This is a genomic window from Citreicoccus inhibens, from assembly GCF_019039035.1.
In the GTDB taxonomy this organism is placed as follows: Bacteria; Myxococcota; Myxococcia; order Myxococcales; family Myxococcaceae; genus Citreicoccus; species Citreicoccus inhibens.
In genome coordinates this window covers 30,756-51,909 of record NZ_JAHNZT010000013.1, presented here as the reverse complement: position 1 = coordinate 51,909, position 21,154 = coordinate 30,756, and the positions used below count along the sequence as shown (strand labels likewise).

The 21,154-nt window shown below is 69.1% G+C and carries 16 protein-coding genes; 8 read left to right on the top strand and 8 right to left on the bottom strand.

Annotated features, from left to right (window positions below):
- The first annotated feature begins 118 nt into the window (after positions 1–118).
- Positions 119–1,006, top strand: a complete 888-nt coding sequence (locus KRR26_RS17435; RefSeq protein WP_120209966.1) for an RNA polymerase factor sigma-32 — start codon at positions 119–121, stop codon at positions 1,004–1,006.
- Positions 1,007–1,160: 154 nt separating this feature from the next.
- The gene (locus KRR26_RS17430) at positions 1,161–3,632 is read left to right on the top strand and encodes an OPT family oligopeptide transporter (RefSeq protein ID WP_217080351.1); all 2,472 of its coding nucleotides are present in this window, start codon (positions 1,161–1,163) and stop codon (positions 3,630–3,632) included.
- Between the two features lie 104 nt (positions 3,633–3,736).
- On the opposite strand, the gene KRR26_RS17425 is transcribed toward KRR26_RS17430, so the two are convergent.
- Entirely contained in the window at positions 3,737–4,066 is a 330-nt protein-coding gene (locus tag KRR26_RS17425; protein WP_120209968.1) for a hypothetical protein, read from the bottom strand.
- A gap of 200 nt (positions 4,067–4,266) precedes the next feature.
- Here KRR26_RS17425 and KRR26_RS17420 point away from each other — a divergent pair, with 200 nt between their 5' ends.
- Positions 4,267–6,030, top strand: coding sequence for a HEAT repeat domain-containing protein (locus KRR26_RS17420; protein ID WP_217080350.1), 1,764 nt, complete (start codon positions 4,267–4,269; stop codon positions 6,028–6,030).
- 4 nt (positions 6,031–6,034) lie between these two features.
- Positions 6,035–7,354 carry an HD-GYP domain-containing protein gene (locus tag KRR26_RS17415; RefSeq protein WP_120209970.1) on the top strand — a complete coding sequence of 440 codons (1,320 nt, stop codon included), beginning with the start codon at positions 6,035–6,037 and terminating at the stop codon, positions 7,352–7,354.
- Here the strand turns inward: KRR26_RS17415 and KRR26_RS17410 are convergent.
- The 7 genes from KRR26_RS17410 to KRR26_RS17380 form a co-directional block, all read right to left on the bottom strand.
- On the bottom strand, positions 7,335–8,318 hold the full coding sequence (locus tag KRR26_RS17410; protein ID WP_217080349.1) for an RluA family pseudouridine synthase: 984 nt from the start codon (positions 8,316–8,318) through the stop codon (positions 7,335–7,337). The genes KRR26_RS17415 and KRR26_RS17410 overlap by 20 nt on opposite strands.
- A gap of 8 nt (positions 8,319–8,326) precedes the next feature.
- A complete protein-coding gene (locus KRR26_RS17405; protein ID WP_120209972.1) occupies positions 8,327–8,590 on the bottom strand; it encodes a hypothetical protein in 264 nt (87 codons plus the stop codon).
- A 76-nt stretch (positions 8,591–8,666) separates the two neighbouring features.
- Positions 8,667–10,460, bottom strand: a complete 1,794-nt coding sequence (locus KRR26_RS17400) for a helix-turn-helix domain-containing protein (RefSeq protein WP_217080348.1) — start codon at positions 10,458–10,460, stop codon at positions 8,667–8,669.
- Positions 10,457–11,410: a P-loop NTPase gene (locus KRR26_RS17395; RefSeq protein WP_236068731.1), complete on the bottom strand. Its 954-nt coding sequence runs from the start codon at positions 11,408–11,410 to the stop codon at positions 10,457–10,459. The genes KRR26_RS17400 and KRR26_RS17395 overlap by 4 nt, the downstream gene beginning before the upstream one ends.
- A gap of 255 nt (positions 11,411–11,665) precedes the next feature.
- Positions 11,666–12,259: an HNH endonuclease gene (locus KRR26_RS17390; protein WP_120209974.1), complete on the bottom strand. Its 594-nt coding sequence runs from the start codon at positions 12,257–12,259 to the stop codon at positions 11,666–11,668.
- A gap of 8 nt (positions 12,260–12,267) precedes the next feature.
- Positions 12,268–13,653 carry an L-seryl-tRNA(Sec) selenium transferase gene (gene selA / locus KRR26_RS17385; protein ID WP_120209975.1) on the bottom strand — a complete coding sequence of 462 codons (1,386 nt, stop codon included), beginning with the start codon at positions 13,651–13,653 and terminating at the stop codon, positions 12,268–12,270.
- A gap of 75 nt (positions 13,654–13,728) precedes the next feature.
- Entirely contained in the window at positions 13,729–16,188 is a 2,460-nt protein-coding gene (locus KRR26_RS17380) for a transglycosylase SLT domain-containing protein (RefSeq protein ID WP_120209976.1), read from the bottom strand.
- A 77-nt stretch (positions 16,189–16,265) separates the two neighbouring features.
- On the opposite strand from KRR26_RS17380, the gene KRR26_RS17375 reads away from it, so the two are divergent.
- The 4 genes from KRR26_RS17375 (at position 16,266) to gspC (ending at position 21,151) form a co-directional block, all read left to right on the top strand.
- Complete coding sequence (locus KRR26_RS17375; protein WP_120209977.1) at positions 16,266–18,521, top strand: ATP-binding protein; 2,256 nt, start codon at positions 16,266–16,268, stop codon at positions 18,519–18,521.
- Between the two features lie 42 nt (positions 18,522–18,563).
- A complete protein-coding gene (locus KRR26_RS17370) occupies positions 18,564–19,235 on the top strand; it encodes a zf-TFIIB domain-containing protein (RefSeq protein ID WP_217080397.1) in 672 nt (223 codons plus the stop codon).
- A 202-nt stretch (positions 19,236–19,437) separates the two neighbouring features.
- The gene (locus KRR26_RS17365; protein WP_217080346.1) at positions 19,438–20,232 is read left to right on the top strand and encodes a hypothetical protein; all 795 of its coding nucleotides are present in this window, start codon (positions 19,438–19,440) and stop codon (positions 20,230–20,232) included.
- A gap of 25 nt (positions 20,233–20,257) precedes the next feature.
- Positions 20,258–21,151 (top strand): type II secretion system protein GspC, encoded by an 894-nt coding sequence (gene gspC / locus KRR26_RS17360; protein WP_217080345.1) that lies wholly within the window; start codon positions 20,258–20,260, stop codon positions 21,149–21,151.
- Positions 21,152–21,154: the final 3 nt, after the last annotated feature.

Sequence of the window (21,154 nt, the reverse complement as noted above, 5' to 3'; positions counted from 1 at the left end):
ACCGTTCCCATCGCTGGCATCCCGGTTGCTCCACCCAACCCGTTCCGTCGTCACGGCGAAGAAACCCGCCGCATCACCTCTGGGCCTCCCACGCGAGGCCGCCACCGGGAGAACTCACATGCAGGCCTCGACCGAGCAGTCGTCCAACTCTGGCTCCTTGGCGATGTACCTCTCGGAGATCAACCACTACTCCTTGCTCACGGTGGAGCAGGAGCAAGCCCTGGCCCGAGACTTCATCAAAGGCGACCTGTCCGCAGGCCACCGGCTCGTCACATCCAACCTGCGCTTCGTGGTGAAGGTCTCGTACGAGTACCGCTCGTACGGCATCAAGATGTCGGACCTCATCCAGGAGGGAAACATCGGGCTGATGAAGGCGGTCCAGAAGTTCGATCCGGACAAGGGCATCCGCCTCATCTCCTACGCGGTCTGGTGGATCCGCGCGTACATCCAGAACTACATCCTCAAGAGCTGGTCCTTGGTGAAACTCGGCACGACCCAGGCCCAGCGCAAGCTGTTCTTCAGCCTGGCGCGCACGCGCCGCGAGCTGGAGAAGTTCGGCAACGGCGACGCCGTGGTCAACGTGGAGGAGATCGCCCGACGGCTGCACGTGAAGCCCGGCGAGGTGCGCGAGATGGAGCAGCGCATGGGCGGCAGGGACCTGTCGCTCGATGCGCCCATGGGCGAGGACGGGGGCAACAGCCACGTGGACTTCGTGGTCAGCGCCGCCGCCTCCCAGGACGATGAGTTCGCGGACAAGGAAGAGGCGGGCCTCATCCACGCCCGCGTCCGCACCGCCCTCATGCGATTGGATCCGCGAGAGCGCTTCATCATCGAGCAGCGTGTCATGAACGAGCGCCCCATGACGCTCAAGGAGCTGGGCGAGCACTTCGGCTTCTCCCGCGAGCGCGCGAGGCAGCTGGAGATCCGCGCCAAGGACAAGCTCAAGGCGGAGCTGGCCGCCCTGATGGCCGAGGTCGACCCCGAGGCCATCGCCGCCCAAGGTTGAACCGGCCCACCCGGCCCACGACGCATCGCGTCCCGAGGCCGCCCCCTGCCTGCTCGGCGGGGGCGCGCGTCCTCGCGGAATGCAAGCGTCTCTTCGCGCCCGCCGCCGGACCCTGCTAGAAGGGCCACCTGATTCCCCTGTCAGGAGCCCTCGCTTGGCCCACGGTTCACCACCGGTCGCGGAAGATCGCGTCCCCATCGCCCAGTCGCCCACCCCGCATGCGCACACGCCCTACGTCGCTTCGACCGAGTCTCCGGCCGAATTGACGGCGCGGGGCCTGATTCTCGGCTCGGTCCTGGGCATCATCTTCGCGGCGTCGTCCGTGTACCTGGCCATCAAGGTGGGCCTTACGGTGTCGGCGTCCATCCCGGTGGCGGTGCTCTCCATCGCGATCTTCCGCGTCCTGGGTCGCTCCAGCATCCTGGAGAACACCATCGTCCAGACGACGGGCTCGGCCGGTGAGTCGCTCGCCTTCGGAGTTGCCGCGGCCCTGCCTGCCCTGCTGCTGCTGGGCTACGACATCAACCTCACGCACGCGTTCCTGACGGCGGCCCTGGGCGGCATCCTCGGCGTGCTGATGATGATCCCGCTCCGCCAGGGCCTCATCGTCCAGGAGCACGGCAAGCTCACCTATCCGGAGGGCACCGCCAGCGCGGACGTGCTCATCGTCGGTGAGAAGGGCGGCACCAACGCCCGCACGGTCATCGTCGGCTTCCTGTTGGGCGGCCTCTACAAGTTCGCCTACGCGGGCATGAAGCTCTGGAAGGAAGTCATCCTCACGCCCATCCAGGGACTCAAGAGCGCCACCCTGGCCGCCGAGGTGAGCCCCGAGCTGCTCGGCGTGGGCTACATCATCGGGCCGCGCGTGGCCGCCGTGACGTTCGCGGGCGGCGTGCTCAGCTACCTCATCCTCATCCCGATGATCTCGTTCTTCGGCGGCATGGTGGACACGCCGCTGCTCGTGCACAACGGGAAGCTCATCCGGGACATGTCGCCGGATCAGATTCGCAACGCCTACGTGCTCTACATCGGCGCGGGCGCGGTGGCGACGGGCGGCCTCATCAGCCTCATCCGCTCCATGCCCACCATCGCGGGCGCCTTCAAGCGCAGCGTCCAGACGCTGATGGAGTCGCGCAACCAGGGCATGCAGCCGCAGGTGCTGCGCACCGAGCAGGACCTGCCCATCACCGTCGTCATCGTCGGCAGCTTGCTGCTGGTGCTCGCCATCTGGCTGGCGCCGCCGCTGCACGTCAACTTCATCTCCGCCATCCTCATCGTCATCTTCGGCTTCTTCTTCGTGACGGTGAGCGCGCGAATCACGGGTGAGATTGGCAGCTCGTCCAACCCCATCTCCGGCATGGTGGTGGCCACGCTGCTCGTCACCTGCCTCGTGTACCTGCTGTTCGGCTGGACCTCTTCGCCCGATCGCTTCATGGCGCTGACGACGGCGGCCATCGTGGGCATCGCGGCCTCCAACGGCGGCACCACCGCGCAGGACCTCAAGACGGCCTACCTCGTGGGCGGCACGCCCAAGAAGCAGCAGATCGCCCTCTTCGTGGGCGTCATCACCAGCGCCATGTTCATCGGGCTCGTCCTGGTGCTGCTCAACCAGGGCGCCACCACCATCATCCCCGAGCCGCACCCCAACGTGCAGGTGAGCGAGCTGACGGACGAGGTCCGCACGCAGCACACCTTCAAGTGGGACGCGGCCCGCGCCACGCTCGCGGAGCGCGGCCTGGATGACGCGCACCTGCGCCGCGCGCTCTGGGCCCAGGGCTATGAGCTGAGCCCGGCGGACTCCGGCCCGGTGGAGGTGCGCAGCTGGCGCCCGGTCACCGCCGAGCAGCTCGCGGCCGTCACCGTGACGCCCGCGAACGGCCAGCCGGTGAAGCTGTCCGACCTGGGTGCGGTCAGCGCGGCCGGGGAGCAGTCGTACAAGGTCGGCTTCGTGCGCGGCGCGGACACCCCGGTGCCCGCCGGCAAGTACCTGGTCGACGGCTCCGGCACCATCCAGTACCTCGTGGATCCGGGCATCGGCGGCCGCATCACCGAGTACGAGGGCCAGCAGCTCACCCGCTACTCGGCCCCCAAGGCGCAGCTGTTCAGCCTCATCATCGACGGCATCCTCACCCGCAAGCTGCCGTGGGACCTGGTGCTCCTGGGCGTCTTCATCGCGCTGATGCTGGAGCTGTGCGGCGTGTCCGCCCTGCCCTTCGCCGTGGGCGTGTACCTGCCCATCAGCAGCACCACCCCGCTCTTCGTGGGCGGCATGGTGCGCTACCTCGTGGACCGCATCCGTGGCGGCTCGGCCGCCGAGTCCGAGTTCTCGCCGGGTACCCTCATGTCCTCCGGCTACATCGCCGGCGGCTCCATCGCGGGCGTGCTCATCGCCATCCTGGAGATCGCCAGCGACGGGGCCTGGACGCGCGCCATCAACCTCCCCGCCCTGCTCGGCACGAACGGCGCGCTGGGCCGCTTCCTGAACGCGGTGGGCGAGAGCGACTCCGCGTCTCCCCTCTGGTCCAACGTGTGGGGTCTGGCCATCTTCGCCGCCATCACGGTGTTCCTGCTGCGCTCCGCCATCAAGGGTCCGAGCGGCGCCGAGGCCCCGCCCCCCGGCAAGTAGCGCTGGATGCACCCCGCCGGTCCGCGCCTCATCGAGGCCGGCCGGTGGGCTCACTCACGAGGCGGCGTGGCCCCAGGTCCCGCCGCCTCGCGGCGTTTCAGGGCTCAGAGCGACTGCGTCGACGCCGGGAGTTGGGGGTCGCGGGCGTCCGGGCTCCCCGCCTCGGCGCAGACGTACTCGGTGCGCAGGGGGGCGACGATGCCGAACGAGAAGACGTAGACGAACGGGGCCCACCACGGCCAGTAGACGTCCACGCGGGACAGCCCGTTCCGGCACTCCCCCGCGGCCACGTCCGACGCAGTGAGCCCGTAGACGAGGCTGACCCCGGTCTGCTCCGAGGGGAGTCCCTCACGCGGTGCGCCACTGCGGACGCTCAGCCGGAAGCAGCCTGTCAGCGTCAGCAGCACCATCCCGGACGCCACCACTCGCTTCATCGGGCCCACCCTCATGTCGGTGCGAAGGCGGCGGTCCGTAACACACCCGGATTTCCCCGTCATCTGCCACCCCGGAGCGAGGGCGATACCCCCACGTGACGTCCGGCCCCGGCCGTGCGCTGGGGTGTTGACCAAGAGTCAGGCTAAGCTGGCGTCCCCCCATCCCGGGCATCCGCCCAGCCCGGATTCTTTCAGGAAGCATGGCCCCGCCCCAGAAAGTCACGGAAGCGAGCGCGGAACCGGAGCAGTCGCCGGACGTGCGCGAGAAGGTGGAGCTGGCGCGCACGTTCGCGTTCCATCTGCTCAAGGGCATCAAGCAGATCGGCATGTACCGCCACAACGAGGCCCGGTTCCCGGAGTTCCTCGCCAAGGCGCTCGAGTCCATCAGCGCGTACACCGAGAAGTTCGGTCCCTTGTCGCTCAAGGTGGAGCAGCAGAACCTCATGCTCCACAACGAGGCGCTGTTCACCGAAGACACCCCGCTGCCCTACAAGTTCTTCCGCGACGGCATCCGCCAGCTCATCTTCCGGCCCGGGCTGGCCAGCGACGAGCTGGTGACGCTCACGCTCATCGCCCTGTCCGAGCCCGAGCGTGGCGCCGACGACGTGCTGGCCCAGCTGTGGCGCGCCGGCATGCAGAACGTCGAGTACGTGGTGGTGGAAGGCTTCTCCATGGAGAACGCCTCCGAGGAGGAAGTGCAGGTCGAGGTGGACAAGGTGGTGGGCTACCTCTACGCGCGCCTCCAGACAAACTCGGATGACTTCCTGCGCTTCGCGCGCGTGTCCGCGGAGGACCTGGACGCCAAGCTCGAGGGCGTCGAACAGCTCCGCGGTCTGGTGGTGGGCGGACGCCACGCCACGGACGAGCTGAAGGCCTCGCTCCAGCGGGAGATCTCCGAAGAAGAGACGGCGCGCCTGTTCCCCAAGCTGGTGGGCGCGGTGTTCCAGGTCGTCGAGGGCGGCGTGGATGACGCCAGCCTCATCGAGGAGATCTTCGTCCAGTTGCTCGACATGATGTTGCTCCAGGACGACTTCGCCACCGTCAATCAGATCGTCCTCAAGCTGCGCGCGCTGTCCCAGCGCGACGGCGGCTCGGGCCTGGGCCGGCTCCTGGAGACCTTCCTCGTGAAGATGGGCGAGGAGCAGCGCCTCATGCGCCTGGGCGAGTCCCTCAAGCAGGCGCGCCCGAAGAACCCGATGGACGTGACGCGCTACCTCCAGGCGCTGGGCATCGAGGCGGTGATTCCGCTGCTCACCGTGCTGGAGACCATCGAGATTCCGGACAACCGCATCCTGCTGTGCGACGTGCTGGCCGGCTTCGCGCGCGACATGCCGGAGCCCTTCACCGCGCGGCTCCTGTCGGACCGGCCGCAGACCGTGCGCGACATGGTCTACATCCTGGAGAAGAGCAACCACCCCGAGCGGCTGAAGATGTTCGCCCAGGTGCTCAAGAGTCCCAATCTGGTGGTGAAGCTGGAGGTGCTCAACATCATCGGGCGCGGGCGCACGGGCGAGTCCCGCCGTGTCATCGCGGAGGCGCTGCAGGATCCCGTCTCGCAGGTGCGCATGCTGGCCGCGAAGCTCCTGCCCGAGTTCGACCGGGACAAGGCCTTCGTGGATTTGATCCGCCTGGTGCGCGACCCCGGCTTCGACAAGAAGACGCCCGACGAGAAGATGGCGGTCTACACGGCCATTGGCACCACGGGGACGCCGGCCGCGCTGTCGATGATGCAGCAGCTGCTCACGGTGAAGCCCTCGCTGCTCAACAAGCGGCGGGTGATGGATGACAAGCTGCTGGCCGTGGCGGCCTTGGGCGGCGCGTGCTCCATCCAGTCGTACAAGATCCTGCAAGGCACGGTGGAGGACCGCACGCAGCCCGTGGAGGTGCTCACCGCGGCGCGCAAGGCGATGTATCAAACGCGCAAGACGCTGTTCGGCGACTCGGCGCTCCCAGAGGAGTCGTGACGCGATGGCGGACAACATCAAGATCACCCAGACGCAGACCGCCCAGGGCGAGAACCTCAACGAGTACGGCCGCGAGCACAACGAGAAGCTCCAGTCGCTCGCGCGCAGCATGCTCGCCGGCTTCTACATGCTGGTGCGCTCGGTGAAGATGTACGACCCGGACAACGGCGTCTTCGAGAAGCCGTTGCACCAGCTCCAGGACATCATCAACCAGATCATCGGCAAGGAAGGCCGGCTGGAGCTCACCGGCGTGAAGGACTCGTTCTACATGAACGGGATGCTGGTGAAGGTGGACCTGAACTCCATCGAGAACCAGCGCTACCTGCTCACGGAGATGCGGGCCAAGGACGTGGGCGGCATCACCCTCACCAAGCCGGTGACGGTGCCCGAGCTGAAGAACTTCGTGTGGATCTTCAGCAAGGAGCAGCAGTCGAGCGCCGAGGAGGACGGACTCGCGGGCCGCAAGCTGCTCAACATGCGCGTGGCCAAGTTCTCCAAGCTGAAGGAGAAGCTGAACAAGGACATGGACAACCCGGGCGACCAGAAGGTCGACCGGAAGAAGTACGCCATGACCGTGTACGCGCGCGCCGTCTTCTTCATCCAGAAGTACCTGGAGTCCGTGCGGGCCGGAAAGCCCATCGGCTCCGCGCGCGCGCTGCGGCTGGTGCAGGACTTCGTGGACATCTCGTTCGACCAGAAGACGCACTTCCTGGGCATGACGACGATGAAGCGAGAGGAGGACTACCTCGTCTACCACCAGGTCAACGTCACTCTGATGTGCATCGTGTTCGGCGCGGAGCTGGGGCTCACCAAGCCGCAGCTTCGCGACCTGGGCTACATCGCCCTCTTCCACGACGCGGGCATGACGACGCTGCCCGAGCACCTCGCCACCAAGCGCGGCGCGCTGACTCCGGACGAGAAGGCCTCGGTGGCGCGCGCGCCGCTCATCAGCGTGCGCAACATCCTGATGGAGAAGGGCTTCAGCCGCTCCACGCTGCTGCGCGTGGTGACGACGTTCGAGCACAAGACGGACTACGGCACCGCGGTGCGCGACGCGCGCGGCAACATCCAGATGATCATCCCCAAGACGAACCTGGGGGTGTACGCGAAGATCATCGCCATCTGCGACGCCTACGACGCGCTCACCTCACGCCGGCCCTACCGCGACGCCTACGGCCCCGAGGTGGCGCTGATGTTGATGTGGACGGAGATGCGCCAGAAGTTCGATCCGGACCTCTTGTCCGTCTTCATGCGCGTGATGGCCATCCAGCCCATCAAGGTGCTCAGCCGCCGTCAGCAGCAGCTCAGCGTCTCCGGGATTTGACCGGGGGCGCCGGGGGCGCGCCGGCCTCGCGCAGCTTCGCGAGCGCCTGGGAGAAGTCCTCCGGCACCGGCGCCTCCAGCGCGACATCCTTGCTCGTGCGCGGGTGCGCGAACGTCAGGCGCCACGCGTGGAGCGCCTGCCGGCCCAGGGCATCCTGCGCCTCGGCCACGGCGCCCTTCGCCTTGCGCCCCGCGCCGTAGAGGGAGTCCCCCAAGAGCGGGTGGCCTGCCTCGGACAGGTGCACACGGATCTGGTGCGTGCGGCCCGTGAGCAGGTCCACCTCCACCAGCGCGGCGCCCTCGAACGCCTCCAGCACGCGGTACAGGGTGATGGCGGGCTTGCCCTCCTTCACCTTGCCGGTGAAGCGCTGACGGTGCACGGGGTGGCGGCCGTAGAGCGTCTCGATGCGCCCCTCGGCGGGCGGGACGCCATGCACCAGGGCGAGGTACGTCTTGGCCACCGCGCGCGTCTTGAAGGACTTCTGGAGCGCCACCAGGGCCTGCTCGTGCTTGGCGACCACCAGACAGCCCGTGGTGTCCTTGTCGAGCCGATGGACGATGCCGGGCCGAAGCTCGCCGCCCACGCCGGCCAGGTCCTTCACCCGGTGCAGCAGCGCGTTGACGAGCGTCCCAGACGAATGCCCCGCGCCCGGATGCACGACCATGCCCGAAGCCTTGTCGACCACGACGATGTCGCGGTCCTCATGCAGCACCGCGATCGGCAGGGCCTCCGCTTGGGGCACGGCCGCCACGGGGGCGGGAACCTGGACCGAGAGCAACTCGCCGCCGCGAAGGCGCTGCGACACCTTGGTGGGCCGGCCGTCCAGCAGGACGTGGCCCGACTCGATCAGCGCCTGCAGCCGCGAGCGGGTGAGGTCGGGAAGCGCCCGAGCGAGGTGCTGATCCAACCGCTCGCCGCGGGCTTCGGGCGGAGCGCGGTGCTCGCGAATGTCGGGCGCGACCACGGCCGGGACTACCAGATCTTCGACTTCACATGCGCCTTCGAGCGCAGGACGATGTCGTTGACGGCGCGCTCGAAGAAGTTCGCCTTGGTGAAGATCTCCTGGCTGACGCGGCTCTTGTAGAGGTCGCGGCCCTCTTCCAGTTCCTCCTTGAGGACCTCGAAGAGGTTGTCCTGCTCGATGCCCTTGATGATCTTCTGCTCGTTGTAGAGCGAGATATCGGAGGCGATCGCGCGTGCGAGTCGCATCGCCTTGATCTTTTCCTCTTCCGTCATCGTGTCCCTACTTAGGCACCGCCCCCGGGGGAGTCAACTTTCCTGGTGCCAACACGGGTGAGAGCCCACCTTGGGCTCAGCGCCCGCCCTTGCCCGCCTTCTCAGAGGACAAGGCCAGGTAGCTCTTGGACACCCGGAGGGGATCCAACCCCAGCTCACGCGACAGGTTCATCAGGATTCCGCGCAGGTAGACCGTCGTCGGGAGGGCACCGTAGGAGTCCGCCTCCACGTTCTCCAGGTGGTGCCGGGAGATGCGCGTGCGGTCCGCCACCTGTTGGAGGCTGAGTCCTCGGGCCTCGCGCACGCGGCGCAGCAGTTCACCGTTGAACTCCGCATCCGACGGGATGTCGAGTCCACGAGGCCGAGCCTCGCGAACCCGGGCCGCCACCTGGGCCAGGGCCGACTCGGCGGTGGAGATGGCCGAGTCCTGGGCAATCACCTCCGCGTCGCCCAGCGCGCGTCCCGGGCCCACCCGGCTGATGGCGCCGCGCGAGTTGGACGGCGACGCGGGCTCGGCCACCGCGCGCGTCGGAGCACGCGGCCCGGAAGACAACCCAGCAGGCCGGGTCGTTCCAGCCCCGGACGGCACGACCTTCTCCGCCGAGGCCGAAGCCTCCTCACGCTCGGGCTCGGGAGTCGCGGCACGGACGGGACCGGGAGTCGCCGCGACCACGGGCTCGGAGGACGATGCCACAGGCGCGGGGGGCGCCGGCCGCACAGACTCCGACGATGCCACCCCGGGCACTCCCATGGGGGGCGCGGAGCGCCCAGGCTCCGCGGTCGCCATGGGCGCAGGTGCCGAAGACGCAGAGCGCACCGGGTCGGGAGACGATGCCACGGGCGCGGGTGCCGGAGATGCCGCCACGGGCTCCGAGACCACCAGGGGCGCAGGGGTCGGAGACGCCGAGCGCACAGGCTCGATCGAGGGCGCCACGGGGACGGGCGTCACCGTGGCTGCCGCGGCGCTCATGGGCTCGGTGCTCGTCGCGGATCCCGTCTCAAGCGTCGGGGCGGGCATCGCCTCGGCCTCAGGCGCCCGGACAGGCTCGGTGGAAGGCGACGCGCGCTCGAGCTCCCCGCGCGCACTCGACTCGGACGTGCCTCCCCTGCCCTGCGGCTCTGGGCTTGCCTCCTGGCTCACGGACTTCGCGACCGAGGCGGGGGCCTCTTGTGGCGCGGAGGGCTGAGGAGCCGGGACGTAGACGAACGACAGGCCCCGCGAGAACGACGAACGGAACGCCTCCACCACCGACACGCCGGCGACGGACACGGGTGCGGAGGCAGCGGGCGGCTTCGTCCCCGTCGCGCCCTGCGAGGACGCGGAGTCGTCGGACCGAGCCTCGGCGGCGGCCTGGGCCACTGGCTTCGCGGCCGAGGCATCCCCAGCCGGAGCCACCGAGGTCTCGGCCGCGACCACCGACGCAGCAGCCCCCTGCCCGGGGGGCGCGAGACCGGCCTCCACCGACTTCGGAGCGTCGCCCTTGCGGGAGGACTCAGGCGCCAGGGTGCGCACGGCATCCACCGCGCCGGCGGCCGTCGCGAGCGCATCCGCGGCCGTGGCCAGGGCCTCGGCGGCACGCGACTTCGCGTCGTGCTTGCTCGCGGCGCTCGTGTGGGACGCTCGCTCGCCGAGGCCCACGCTGCGGTCGTACTCGACGCGCAGGTCCGGGTCCGTGAGGAACTCCATCGCCTCCGTCAGCCGGGCGCGCAGGGACTCCAACTGCCCAGGGTCCGCGAGCGCATACACGGCAATCGAGTCGGGCGCGTACATCTCCATCTGCCGCTGGTACGCGGCACGGATGTCCTCCTCGGACGCGGTGGCGGGGACCTCCAGGAGTTCGTAGTAGCTCTGCTGCTCGAAAGGCTTCATGGGGTGGAAGGACCGGAAGGAAGACCGTCGATGGCGAGGATACGCGCGGCGAGGCGCTGGAGTCCCTGGGAAGCCAGTGACTCGGGGCGCTCCATCAGCACGGGCCGCCGCTTGCGCACGGCGCGCCACGCTTCATCGTCGTACCGGATGGCACCGAGGTCGTCCATGTCGATGCCAAAGAACTTCTTCCAGGCCGAGACCATCGCGGCGCCCACCTTCAGGTCCGCGTCCGTCCGAGCCTGGTTCACCACCAGGCGGACGTGGAACTGCCCCAGCTCCAGGGACAGGCGCTCCGCCTTCACCGCATCCCGCTTGCGCACCTGCGCCACCACGTCATGGAGGGTGCGCAGCGCCCCCTCCCGGGTCGACATGGCGCGCTCCACCACGTCCTCGATGCCGTACTGCTCCTCCACCTGCTGGAGCTTCCGAAAGAAGGCCGCCTTGACGAAGCGGTAGGCGTTCTCGACGGAGGTCGGCTCGGGCAGCACCACCAACACCCCGTGGTCCGCGAGCAGGAAGAAGTCGAGCGTGTTGAAGCTCGTGCCCGCGCCCAGGTCGAGGATGAGGTAGTCCACGGACTGCTGAGCCAGCAGCGTGCGCAGCAGCTTCTGCTTCTGCGCGTACTTGAGGTTGGCCGCGTCCAGCGAGTCCTGCGCGCCGGCGATGAGGTCGAGCCCCGGCACGCCCGTGGGCACCATCACCTCTTCCAGCTTCGCCTTGCCCTTGCGCAGGAAGTCCGAGAGCGTCACCTCGGGCTGCCCCACGCCCAGACAGGTGTGCAGGTTGGCGCCGCCCAGGTCCGCGTCCACCAGCAGCACGCGCTTGCCGGACTGTGCCAGCGCCACGCCCAGGTTCGCGGACACCATCGACTTGCCAATGCCGCCCTTGCCGCCTCCCACGGCGATGATGCGTCGCGAGTGGCCTCCCAGCCCTGGCGCTCCGGCGACCATCGATTCGTTCTCCACGGTGCCCGCGGAACGGGTCTCCGCACCCATCAAGGGAGGATGGATGGACTCAGGTGGCAGGCGCGACGGGGGCACGGGCTTCAAGGAACTTCGCATCAAAGCCCGTCCTACCGCCCGAGTCGAATCCTCGCCAATGGGTGGCCCCGTGCCCAGAGGCTCCCGGGTGGCGCGGAGCTCTCGCCCCTCGCATGCCTGCCCGGGTGGCAAGCGGGAAACCCCTACCTGGCGGGGCTCGGCGCGCTACTCGTCAAGCAGTTCGACGTTCCAGTACGACGCGTCCGCCAGGTGCAGGAACGGCAACCACTCTCGGTAGGTGACCTTGCGGAGCGCGCCTCGGAACAGCGGCGTCCAGCGCGGGCGCACGGGCTTCTTCAAGAGCTTCATGCCCGCCTGCTCGGGCGTGCGGCCCCCCTTGCGCAGGTTGCACGGCACGCACGAGCACACGACGTTCTCCCACGTCGTCTTGCCGCCCTGGGCGCGCGGATTCACATGGTCCAGGTTGAGCTCGGCGCGCGGGAGCTGCTTGCCGCAGTACTGACAGGTGTCGTTGTCTCGCGCGTAGATGTTCAGCCGCGAGAAGCGCACGCGGTTGCGCGGGAGATGATCGTACGCGCTGAGCACGAGCACCCGAGGGATGCGGATGGTCCGCTCGATGGTGGTGATGCAGTCCTGCGTCGCGCTCAGCGCCGCCCAGTCATCGAACTCATAGAGGCGGTACTGCGAGTCGATGGCCTTGGCCACGCCGAGATACAGCAGCGAGAACGCTCGCTTCACCGACGTGACATGTACCGGTTGGTAATACCGATTCAAGACAAGGACGGCGCTGTTGATCATGGCTTGCCTTATGGACCGACGGCCGCCATCGCCTGCGCGACCGAGCTGAGCTCCTCCTCCGCGAGACAGCGGACATCGAGAACGACCTCGTCATCCGCGATTCTTGCAATAACCGGCACCTCGGCGCCGCGCAGGCGTTCGAGGAATACCTCCGGCTCCTCAACGGTGAGGATGCACGCGAAGGAAGGCAATCTGGCCAGCGGCAGGGCGCCCCCGCCCACCTGTCCCACCACCGCCTCCATCCGAGCGCGCACGCCCCGCTCCGCCAACAACGCCCGGAGCCGCTCGGCCCGCGCACGCAGGGCCTCGGGCGGCTGGGCGAGCAAGCGGTAGGCAGGGACGGCCTCCGCTCTCCCATCCCGATACAGCTCCAGCGTGGCCTCCAGCGCGGCCACCGTCATCTTGTCCACACGCAGGGCGCGGGTCAGCGGATGGGACTTGATGCGCGCCACCAGGTCCGCGCGGCCCACGATGATGCCGGCCTGTGGCCCGCCCAACAGCTTGTCTCCCGAGAACGCCACCACGTCCGCGCCCTCCGCCACCGCGCGCGGCACCGTCAACTCACCCGAGAGGCCCTCGCCCGGCACGGGCACGAGCGCGCCCGAGCCCAGGTCGAGGAAGACGGGCACCCCACGCGGGCGTCCCACCGCCGCGAGCGCGGGCAGCTCGGTGGACTCGGTGAAGCCCACCACCGCGAAGTTGGAGCGGTGCACCTTCACGAGCAAGCCGGTGTCCGGCCCCACCGCCGCCTCATAGTCCGCGCGGCGCGTGCGGTTGGTGGTGCCCACCTCCACCAGCTTCGCTCCGGACTGCCGCATGACATCCGGCACGCGGAACCCACCGCCAATCTCCACCAGCTCGCCGCGCGAGACGACGCACTCGCGCCCCGCCGCCAGCGAGGCCAGCACCAGCAGCACCGCGCCCGCGCAGTTGTTGACCACGAGCGCGTCCTGCGCCCCCGTCAGTCCACACAACAGGTCGACCACGGGCGCGTAGCGGCTGCCGCGCTCGCCTTCGTCCAGGTCGTATTCGAGGTTGGAGTAGCCCTGCGCCACCTGCGCCACGCGCGCGACCGCCTCGGCCGCGAGCGGCGCACGCCCCAGGTTGGTGTGCAGCACCACGCCGGTCGCATTGAGCACCGGCCGCAGTCGAGGCGTCGCCAACGTCGCGAGCGCCGCGTCCAGGTCCGCATCCTCGAAGGGCTTCGGCTCGCCGCGCAGCAGGCGCGCGCGCACACGCTCCACCGCCAGCCGCGCCGCCGCCACGACTCGGCCGCGGGGCAATCCCACCAGGCGTGGCGCCAGGGACGGCCGACGCAGCAGCAACTCGATGGACGGGAGCGCGCGCAGGAGCGCGTTCTTCTCACCGTCCCGCTTGTTCGACGGAGCGCCCATGGCGGGCGACTCTATCCCCTCGCCTCGCCAGCGTTAAGGGCGCGGGGCGTCACCCGCCTGTCACCCGGCGCACACTTAGCGCGAGGCGCTGGGCAGCAGCGGCAGGTGCGGCGCGTGTCCGTAGAGGAGCTGGTACGTGTTGTACGAGCGCAGCACGCGCTTGATGTACCCGCGCGTCTCCGCGATGGGGATCTCCTCCACCCAGGCATCCAGGGGCTGCCCCGGCTTGTCGGAGCGCCACCGGTTCACCGCCGCGGCTCCGGCGTTGTAGCTGCCCACCGCGTAGGGCGTGTTGCCCTTGAACTGCTTCACCAGCGTCCCCAGGTAGTGCGCGCCCAGCCGGATGTTGAGGTCGGGCTGGAGCAGCGAGTCCACGTGGAACCGCTTGATGTTGAGCTGGTGGGCCACGGCCTTCGCGGTGGACGGCATGAGCTGCGTGAGCCCCAGCGCGCCGGCCCACGACAGGGCCTTGGGGTCCAACGCGCTCTCCTCGCGCATCAGCGCCTGGAGGAGATCCGGCTCCACGCCCGCGGGCGCCGTGTGCTTCTCAATCAGGTCACGGTACGCGTTGGGATAGGCCACCTCCCACACAGGTCGGGTCTGCGCGGTGATGCGCCCCGTCAGGTCTCGGCGCAGCGCCAGCCGCGCCACCGCGTGCGCCGAGCGCTCATCACCGGACAGCGCCATCACCAGCACCAGCAGCCGCATCGCCTCCGCGGGCTGGCCGGCGCGGTTGACCACGAGCAGCTCCGACGCCACCGAGTCGGTGAAGCCCAGCCGCAACAGCTCCACGCCCGCCTTGAAGTGCGGATCCTCCCCCATGGGGCCCGCGAAGAGCGGCCAGGGGCTGGCGGACTCGGGGACGTTGAAGATGTCTGGGGAGATGCGCTCCAGGCGCTTCGGGTCCAACGTCGCGAGCTGCGAGCGAGCCATCAACCCGTAGTAGGTCGCGGGGTGCTCCACCGCGAGCCGCTCCATCATCTCCGCCGCGCCCTGGAGGTTGCCGCGCTCCTGCAACGTCCGCGCGCGCCAGTAACGCGCGCGCTCCACGTCATAGGACTCGTCCGCGTTGCCGAACTGCGCCTCGATGCGATCCAGGAACGCGAAGCCCCCGTCCTCCGCGCCCGAGGTCCGAGCGATCCAAAACGCCTTGAAGAGCGCCTCGCCCAGGAAGTCGCCTCGGGGATACAGCCGCGCCAGCTCATCCAGACGCGCCATCGCCTCCTTGGGCCGCGACGTCTTCACGTACAGGTCGGCCGCGTAGAAGAGCGCGTCGTCCGCGAACGAGTGATCGGGGAACTCACGCGCCAGCCGCTCGTATGTCTCCGTTCCGCGCGCTTGATCCACAATGGAGCGAGACGAGCCCAGCACGTACAGCGCGCGCGCCAGCAGGTCGCGATCCTGGCACTTCTCCACCACCGGCGTCAGCACCTGGATGGCGCGCGTGTGCTGGCGCTCCTTGCGCTGCCCCTTGCCGAAGGCGAAGTGCGCGCGGCAGGCGAGCGTGTCCGGCAGCTTGAGCTGGGGCAACAGCGGCTCCAGCAGCGTCAGGCCCTGCTTGTTGCGGTTGAGCTCCAGGAACTGCTCGGCGCGCGCCACCTTCGCTTCGAGCGGCGGCGTCACGCCCTTGAGCCGCTTCTCCGCCTGCTTGGCCAGCGGAGACAGGGGCTGCGTGGCCCACAGACGCCAGAGCGCCTCGCGCTCCGCGGCCCGGTCCTTCTTCTCCACCGCGAGGTCGGCCGTGGCGATGAGCGCCTCGGCGCCCACGTTGCGGCCCCAGCCCACGCCGGGACGCGTGGTGAGCGGCGCGAGTGCCGCCATCGCGCCCGCCAGGTCCTTCTTCTTGCGCAGCACGCGGGCCAGCCCCAGCCGCGCGTCCACGTACAGCCGGGACTCCGGCCCCACTTGCGACAGCAGCGCCGCCGCGTCGGCGTAGCGGCCCTGCGACTCCAGCGCGACGCCCGCGTGCGTGAGGCACCGGTCCTTCAACGCCGGGTAGTCCGCCGCCAGCGCGGTCATCTCCGTCGCGGCCGCCTTGTCATCCCCGGCTCGCACGGCGGAGAGCGCACGCAGGTAGCGCACGGGCACGCTGTTGCCTTCACCCTCCAGCAGCGCCCGCGCCTTCGCGTAGAAGCCGCGGTCGAACGCGTCCCTCGCTTCCTTCTTCTTGCCTGTCCCGAAGTACGGCGACAGATCCTCCAGCGCGTAGCGGCGGCCTCGGTGCACCACGGGCGTCGGCGGCGCCAGCCCGGGGAACGCGGGGTTGAGCACCTCCACGAAGCCCATGGGCAGCGGTGCCTTCTCCGCATCCGGGGGCGGTGACAGCTGCGCCTCGGACGGTGCGCTGGCGGTGCGCTGGGTGGGCGCCTGCTCGGCATCCACGGGCGTCGTGTCCGAACTCGGTGCGGGCGCGGGCCGGGGTGCGAGCGCGGGGACCTCCGCGGCCGGGTCGGACGACACGGCGGGCGCGGGCGCCTGGGCGGACAGGAGCACGGCCGAGGCCAGGAGGGCGAGAGGCTGCAAAAAGGCTTTCATACGCGGGGGCTTCGAGGACCCTGGGAATCAGCGGAAAATTTCCGGCCCCGGACACAGGTTAGACTGTTCGGCCGAACATGGACATCCGGACACAGAGCGCGCTGCTTGCTTCCATCATCGGCCTGGCGCTGGGCGTGTCCATGTTGTTGCGCCCAGGCCGGCCGCGGGTGTTGACCCTCTACTCCCTCTTCGCCCTCACGGCGGCCGGGTATTACCTCAGCGTCTTCTTCCACAGCATCTTCCCCGCGACGAGCTACCCCTGGGTGTCTCGCATCGCACTGGGCGCCACGGTGCTGGTCGCATCGCTCGTCCCGGGCGCCGCCGTCGCCTTCTTCCTTGAGTTCCTTGGCGTCAGCAAGGGGACACATCTCGTCGGTCGCCGGCTCGCCCTCCTGTCCGCCGTGCTCGGTCTGGCGGTCGCCGTCACTCCGTTGGCGGACAAACCATGGGCGCGGGTGTCCATGGGCGTCTGGGTCCTCGGGGCGCTGCTGACCTCGGTGTCCCTGCTCGTGCACCGGGTGCGCACCACCGAGTCGCGCATCGAGCAACTCCGGCTGACGTACCTGGCCATCGGCGCTGGGGCGTCGGTGCTGTTCTCGGCCCTCGACTTCCTGGGCCGCTACGACATCCCGTTCCCCACGCTGGGGCCCGTCTTCTCCACGCTCTATCTCTTCTTCCTCGCGCAGACGCTGCTGCGGCTGCGGCTGATGGACCTGCACGAGTTGCTGGGGAAGATCGCCTCGCAGACGGTGCTGGCCATCATCCTCGCGGCCGTCTTCACGGTGCTGACCGCGTGGGTGGACGAGAACACGTCGCTGTTCGTCTTCAACACGGTGGTGGCGGCCTTCGTCATCCTCATCCTGTTGGATCCGCTGCGCACGAAGGTGGAGGAGATGGTGGTGCGCATCTTCTTCCGCGAGCGCTTCGCCCTGCTCGGCGCGCTGGGCTCGCTGCGCGCCCGCATGGTCACCGTCATCGAGATGTCCGAGCTGACGCGGCTGGCCCTGGACGCGCTCCACGAGACGGGCCGCGTGACGCACGCCTCCGTGTACCTGATGGCCGAGGACCGACCCGGCTACCGCCTGCTCGACGCCCGAGGCCCCTACCCGGCCGCGTTCCTGGACACGGCGGCGGCGCGCGGCCTGCTCTTCGCGGCAGCCAGCGGACAGAAGGCCGTGCTGCGCGAGAACGTGGAGCGGCGCGCGGCGGTGATGCGGCTCCAGGCGGTGGAGGGCAAGCGCTACCGCGACGAGCTCAAGCGCCTGAACGACACGCGCGCGGCGCTGGTGCAGATGAAGTCCGGCATCACCGTGCCGCTCGTGGGCAATGACCGCGTCATCGGGTTCCTCAACCTCTGGGATGAGCGCGTGCCCGAGGCCTACGCGTCGGACGAGATTGCCCTCATCCTGGAGGTGGCCGAGCGCATGGCCACGGTGCTGGAGAACTCGAAGCTGTACGAGAAGATTCGCGAGCGAGACCGCCTGGCGGCCCTGGGTGAGATGGCCGCGGGCCTCGCGCACGAGATTCGCAATCCGCTCGGCGCCATCAAGGGTGCGGCGCAATGTCTGGATCCGAACAAGATTCCGGGGGAGGACGGCGAGTTCCTCGACGTCATCGTGGAGGAGGTCAACCGGCTCAACGGCGTGGTGACGGCGTTCCTCGACTACGCGCGCCCGCTGAAGCAGAGCTTCGGGCCCACCGACCTCAACGAAGTGGTGACGCGCACCATGCGCCTCATCCAGAACGACGTGCCGGCCACCATCACCCTCGGGGTGGAGTTGGATCTGCACCTGCCTCGCGTGGACGGCGATGCCGAGCAGCTCAAGCAGGTGTTGATCAACCTGGTGCAGAACGCGGTGCAGGCCCTGGGCGACGGCGAGGGCCGCATCACCGTGCGCACCGAGAAACCCGAGCGCTTCGGCGACTTCCGCAGCGCGAGCAGCGGCGACTTCGTGGAGGTGCGCATCTCCGACACGGGCCCGGGCATCCCGTCGGATCAGCACCAGCACATCTTCGTGCCCTTCTACACGACGAAGCTGAAGGGCACAGGGCTGGGCCTCGCCATCTGCCAGCGCATCGTGAAGAACCACGGCGGCACCATCTCCGTGCAGAGCAAGGTGTCCGAGGGGACCACCTTCATCATCCGCATGCCCGCGCTGCCCGCGGAGTCGCCTGCCACCGAAGCGCTCGGACCGGACGGCACGCCCGCGCCTTCGGGCAGGCCGTCGCGCTCGCTGCCCGTGCCCGATGAGCTGCGTGACACCCCGGCGCCCCAGTCGCCCGGCAAGACCGACGGAAAGCCCAAGCGCGAGAAGCGACGGCGCACGGGCTGACGCATCGCGCCCGCGCACTCGGACACGCTAGGCTGGCGGGTCATGAGCGCTTGTCCCTTCTGCCAGACGTCCATGCGGGCCACGACCGTCGAGGGACTCCCCCACGAGGCCTGTGAGGCCTGCGGCGCGATGTGGCTCGAGGGGGAGAGCCTCGCGCGGGTGATGGGCGACGCGACCCCGGGCTCGCTCGTGCAGCAAGCCAAGGGCAGATCTGGACGGTGCAGAGGGTGTGAAGCGGAGCTGAGCTACGTGCCCGGGTGTCCGTCGTGCGGTCGGCGCGCGCCCACGTGTCCCCGGTGCGAGACCCGGCCCTTGTCGGTGGTGACGGTGCGAGGCGTGGCCATCGACGTCTGCCCGCGCTGCCCCGGCGTCGCGATGACTCTGGATGCCCTGCCTCGCCTGCACGCGGTCTCCGCGGCGCGCGAGCTGGAGATGTTTGATCTGCACCCCAAGCTGAAGTCTGGGGCCAGATCCGGCTGCACGGGCTGCGGCCGGAAGCTGAAGGCCGAGCACGGCTTCGTCTGGGAGGAGCGGCTCTACTGCGGGAGCTGCGCGCCCGAGGGCTCGACGCCCTACTCCGACGAGATGACCCAGGCCCTGCCGAGCGCGGAGCCGCTCCACTACGGCAAGTATGGCGGCGGCGTCGGCGGCGCCCTGTCCAACGGGCGAACCGAGAACGCGCTCGTGTGGCTGTTCCGCAAGATCCTCGGTTGAGCCGCGAACCGCGGGCGACAATGTGTCACGACAAGCTGTCATCGCTCGGCGACTCGGGCGTGACAGGCGCGAAGGCACGCGAGCTGTCCGTGGCGCGACCGAGCGCGCGAAGTGCCTGAGTTCTCGGAGTCGCACCCGCGTCGCAGCTCCTGGCACTTCGATTGCTCAGGCCTCCTCACGTCCATCCACGAGAGGAAGCTCGATGAGATTCGCACTCCATCGCGTCTGGGTGCTGCTGTTGGGAACGGGAGGATTGCTCGCGCTCCTCTTGATGACGAGCACCGTCGGCGCGCTCGCGGCCTCCGCGCTCCCTCTGGATGCAGAGCCACACGTGAGGCCGCGACTCCACCCGGTCCGCCTCCCGTCCGTGGGCGAGGACCCCATGTGCATCCGTTCGGAGCCATTCGCGCCGCGCGAGGGCATCGTGGCAGGAAGGGACCTGCGGCCTGGAGATCCGCCGCAGGGCATCGTCACGACTCGGACGGACGCGCAGACCGTTCTCAGGTTCCCCGCGCCACCCGATTCGAGCCTCGCGCCTCCCGAGGAACCCATGGGAGGCGCGCCATCGCTGGAGCTGGCACGCGCGAGATTCCTGGAACATCTCCGCCGCGCGCCAGGGATGCGCCCACCCCCGCCGCAAGCTCCGCCGTTGGGCCCAGGGATTCGCGAGCTGGATGATGAGCACTTCGAGGTTCCGTTGACGGACCTCGATGACGCGATGGCACGCGTGAGCGACGTGGCGCGAGAAGCGCGCCTCGTGCCCGCGTTTCAATCGGGCCATCCCGTGGGAATCAAGCTGTGGGGCGTCCTACCGGGGTCGCTCTATGCGCGTCTGGGCCTTCAAAGTGGCGATGTCTTGAGCCGGCTCAACGGCACGGCGCTGATCCATCCAGACGCGGTGAAACAGGCGTGCTCGCGGCTGCGCGACGCGCAGACGATTGAACTCGAACTCCTCCGGCGCGGCGTGCGTCGAACCCACCTCTATCGCGTTCGCTGACCCCCGGGACGGACGGAGAGAGCCCATGGATTCGAGACTTCGCCACGCCATGCGCGCCGTGACAGCTGCCTTCATTGCGTCCGCGGTCTGCGTCATCGCACTCACGATGAACGTGTTCATCGAGGACACGCTCGTCCCCACGACCGCGGGCCTGACGCAGGCCCCCATGCCGCGTCACCGCGCGGCTTCGGATGCCCCCCCCACCCTCGAGGGCGCACGCTTCGCGGCACTCACGGGCCTCACGCTCCAGGCGCCGCCAGCACTGTCGGGAACACCACCACCAGACACCGAGACACCGAGCCCCCTGCCCCTCCGGCTGTTGGGAACCTTGGTGGCGCAGGAGCCGGTGTGGTCACTCGCCTCCGTTCAGATCCGCGACAGCGCGCGCCCCAAGAGCCTGATGGTGGGCGACTCCGTGCTCGAAGCGAAGGTCATCGCCATCGAGCGCACGCGACTCCTCCTTGAGCGCGAAGGCCATCGAGAGGTCGTGGCCCTCGGCGCCCCCCAGGTGGCGCCCACTCCCGCGCGCGCGCTGACGCAGCCAGAAGGGCTGGCGCCCTCGGGTTCGAAGCTGGGCCAGGGCATCCGAGCGCTGTCGGAGAATGCTTACGAGATTCCGCGCCAGGAGCTCTCGGACGCGCTGGGACATCTCAACGAACTCGCCGTGGAGGCGCGCCTCATGCCCGCGTTCCAGGACGGACAGGCCGTGGGGTTCAAGGTGTCCGCCATTCGGCCCGACTCGCTCTACACGCGACTGGGCCTCCAGAATGGAGACGTGCTCCGGCGCATCAACGGGTTCGACCTCAACAGTCCCGAGAAGCTGCTGGAGCTGTACGCCAAGCTCCGCGACTCGCCCCACCTCGAACTCGACGTCGTTCGAGGGGGCGCGTCCGTGCGCAAGGTCTACGACGTGCGCTGAGGA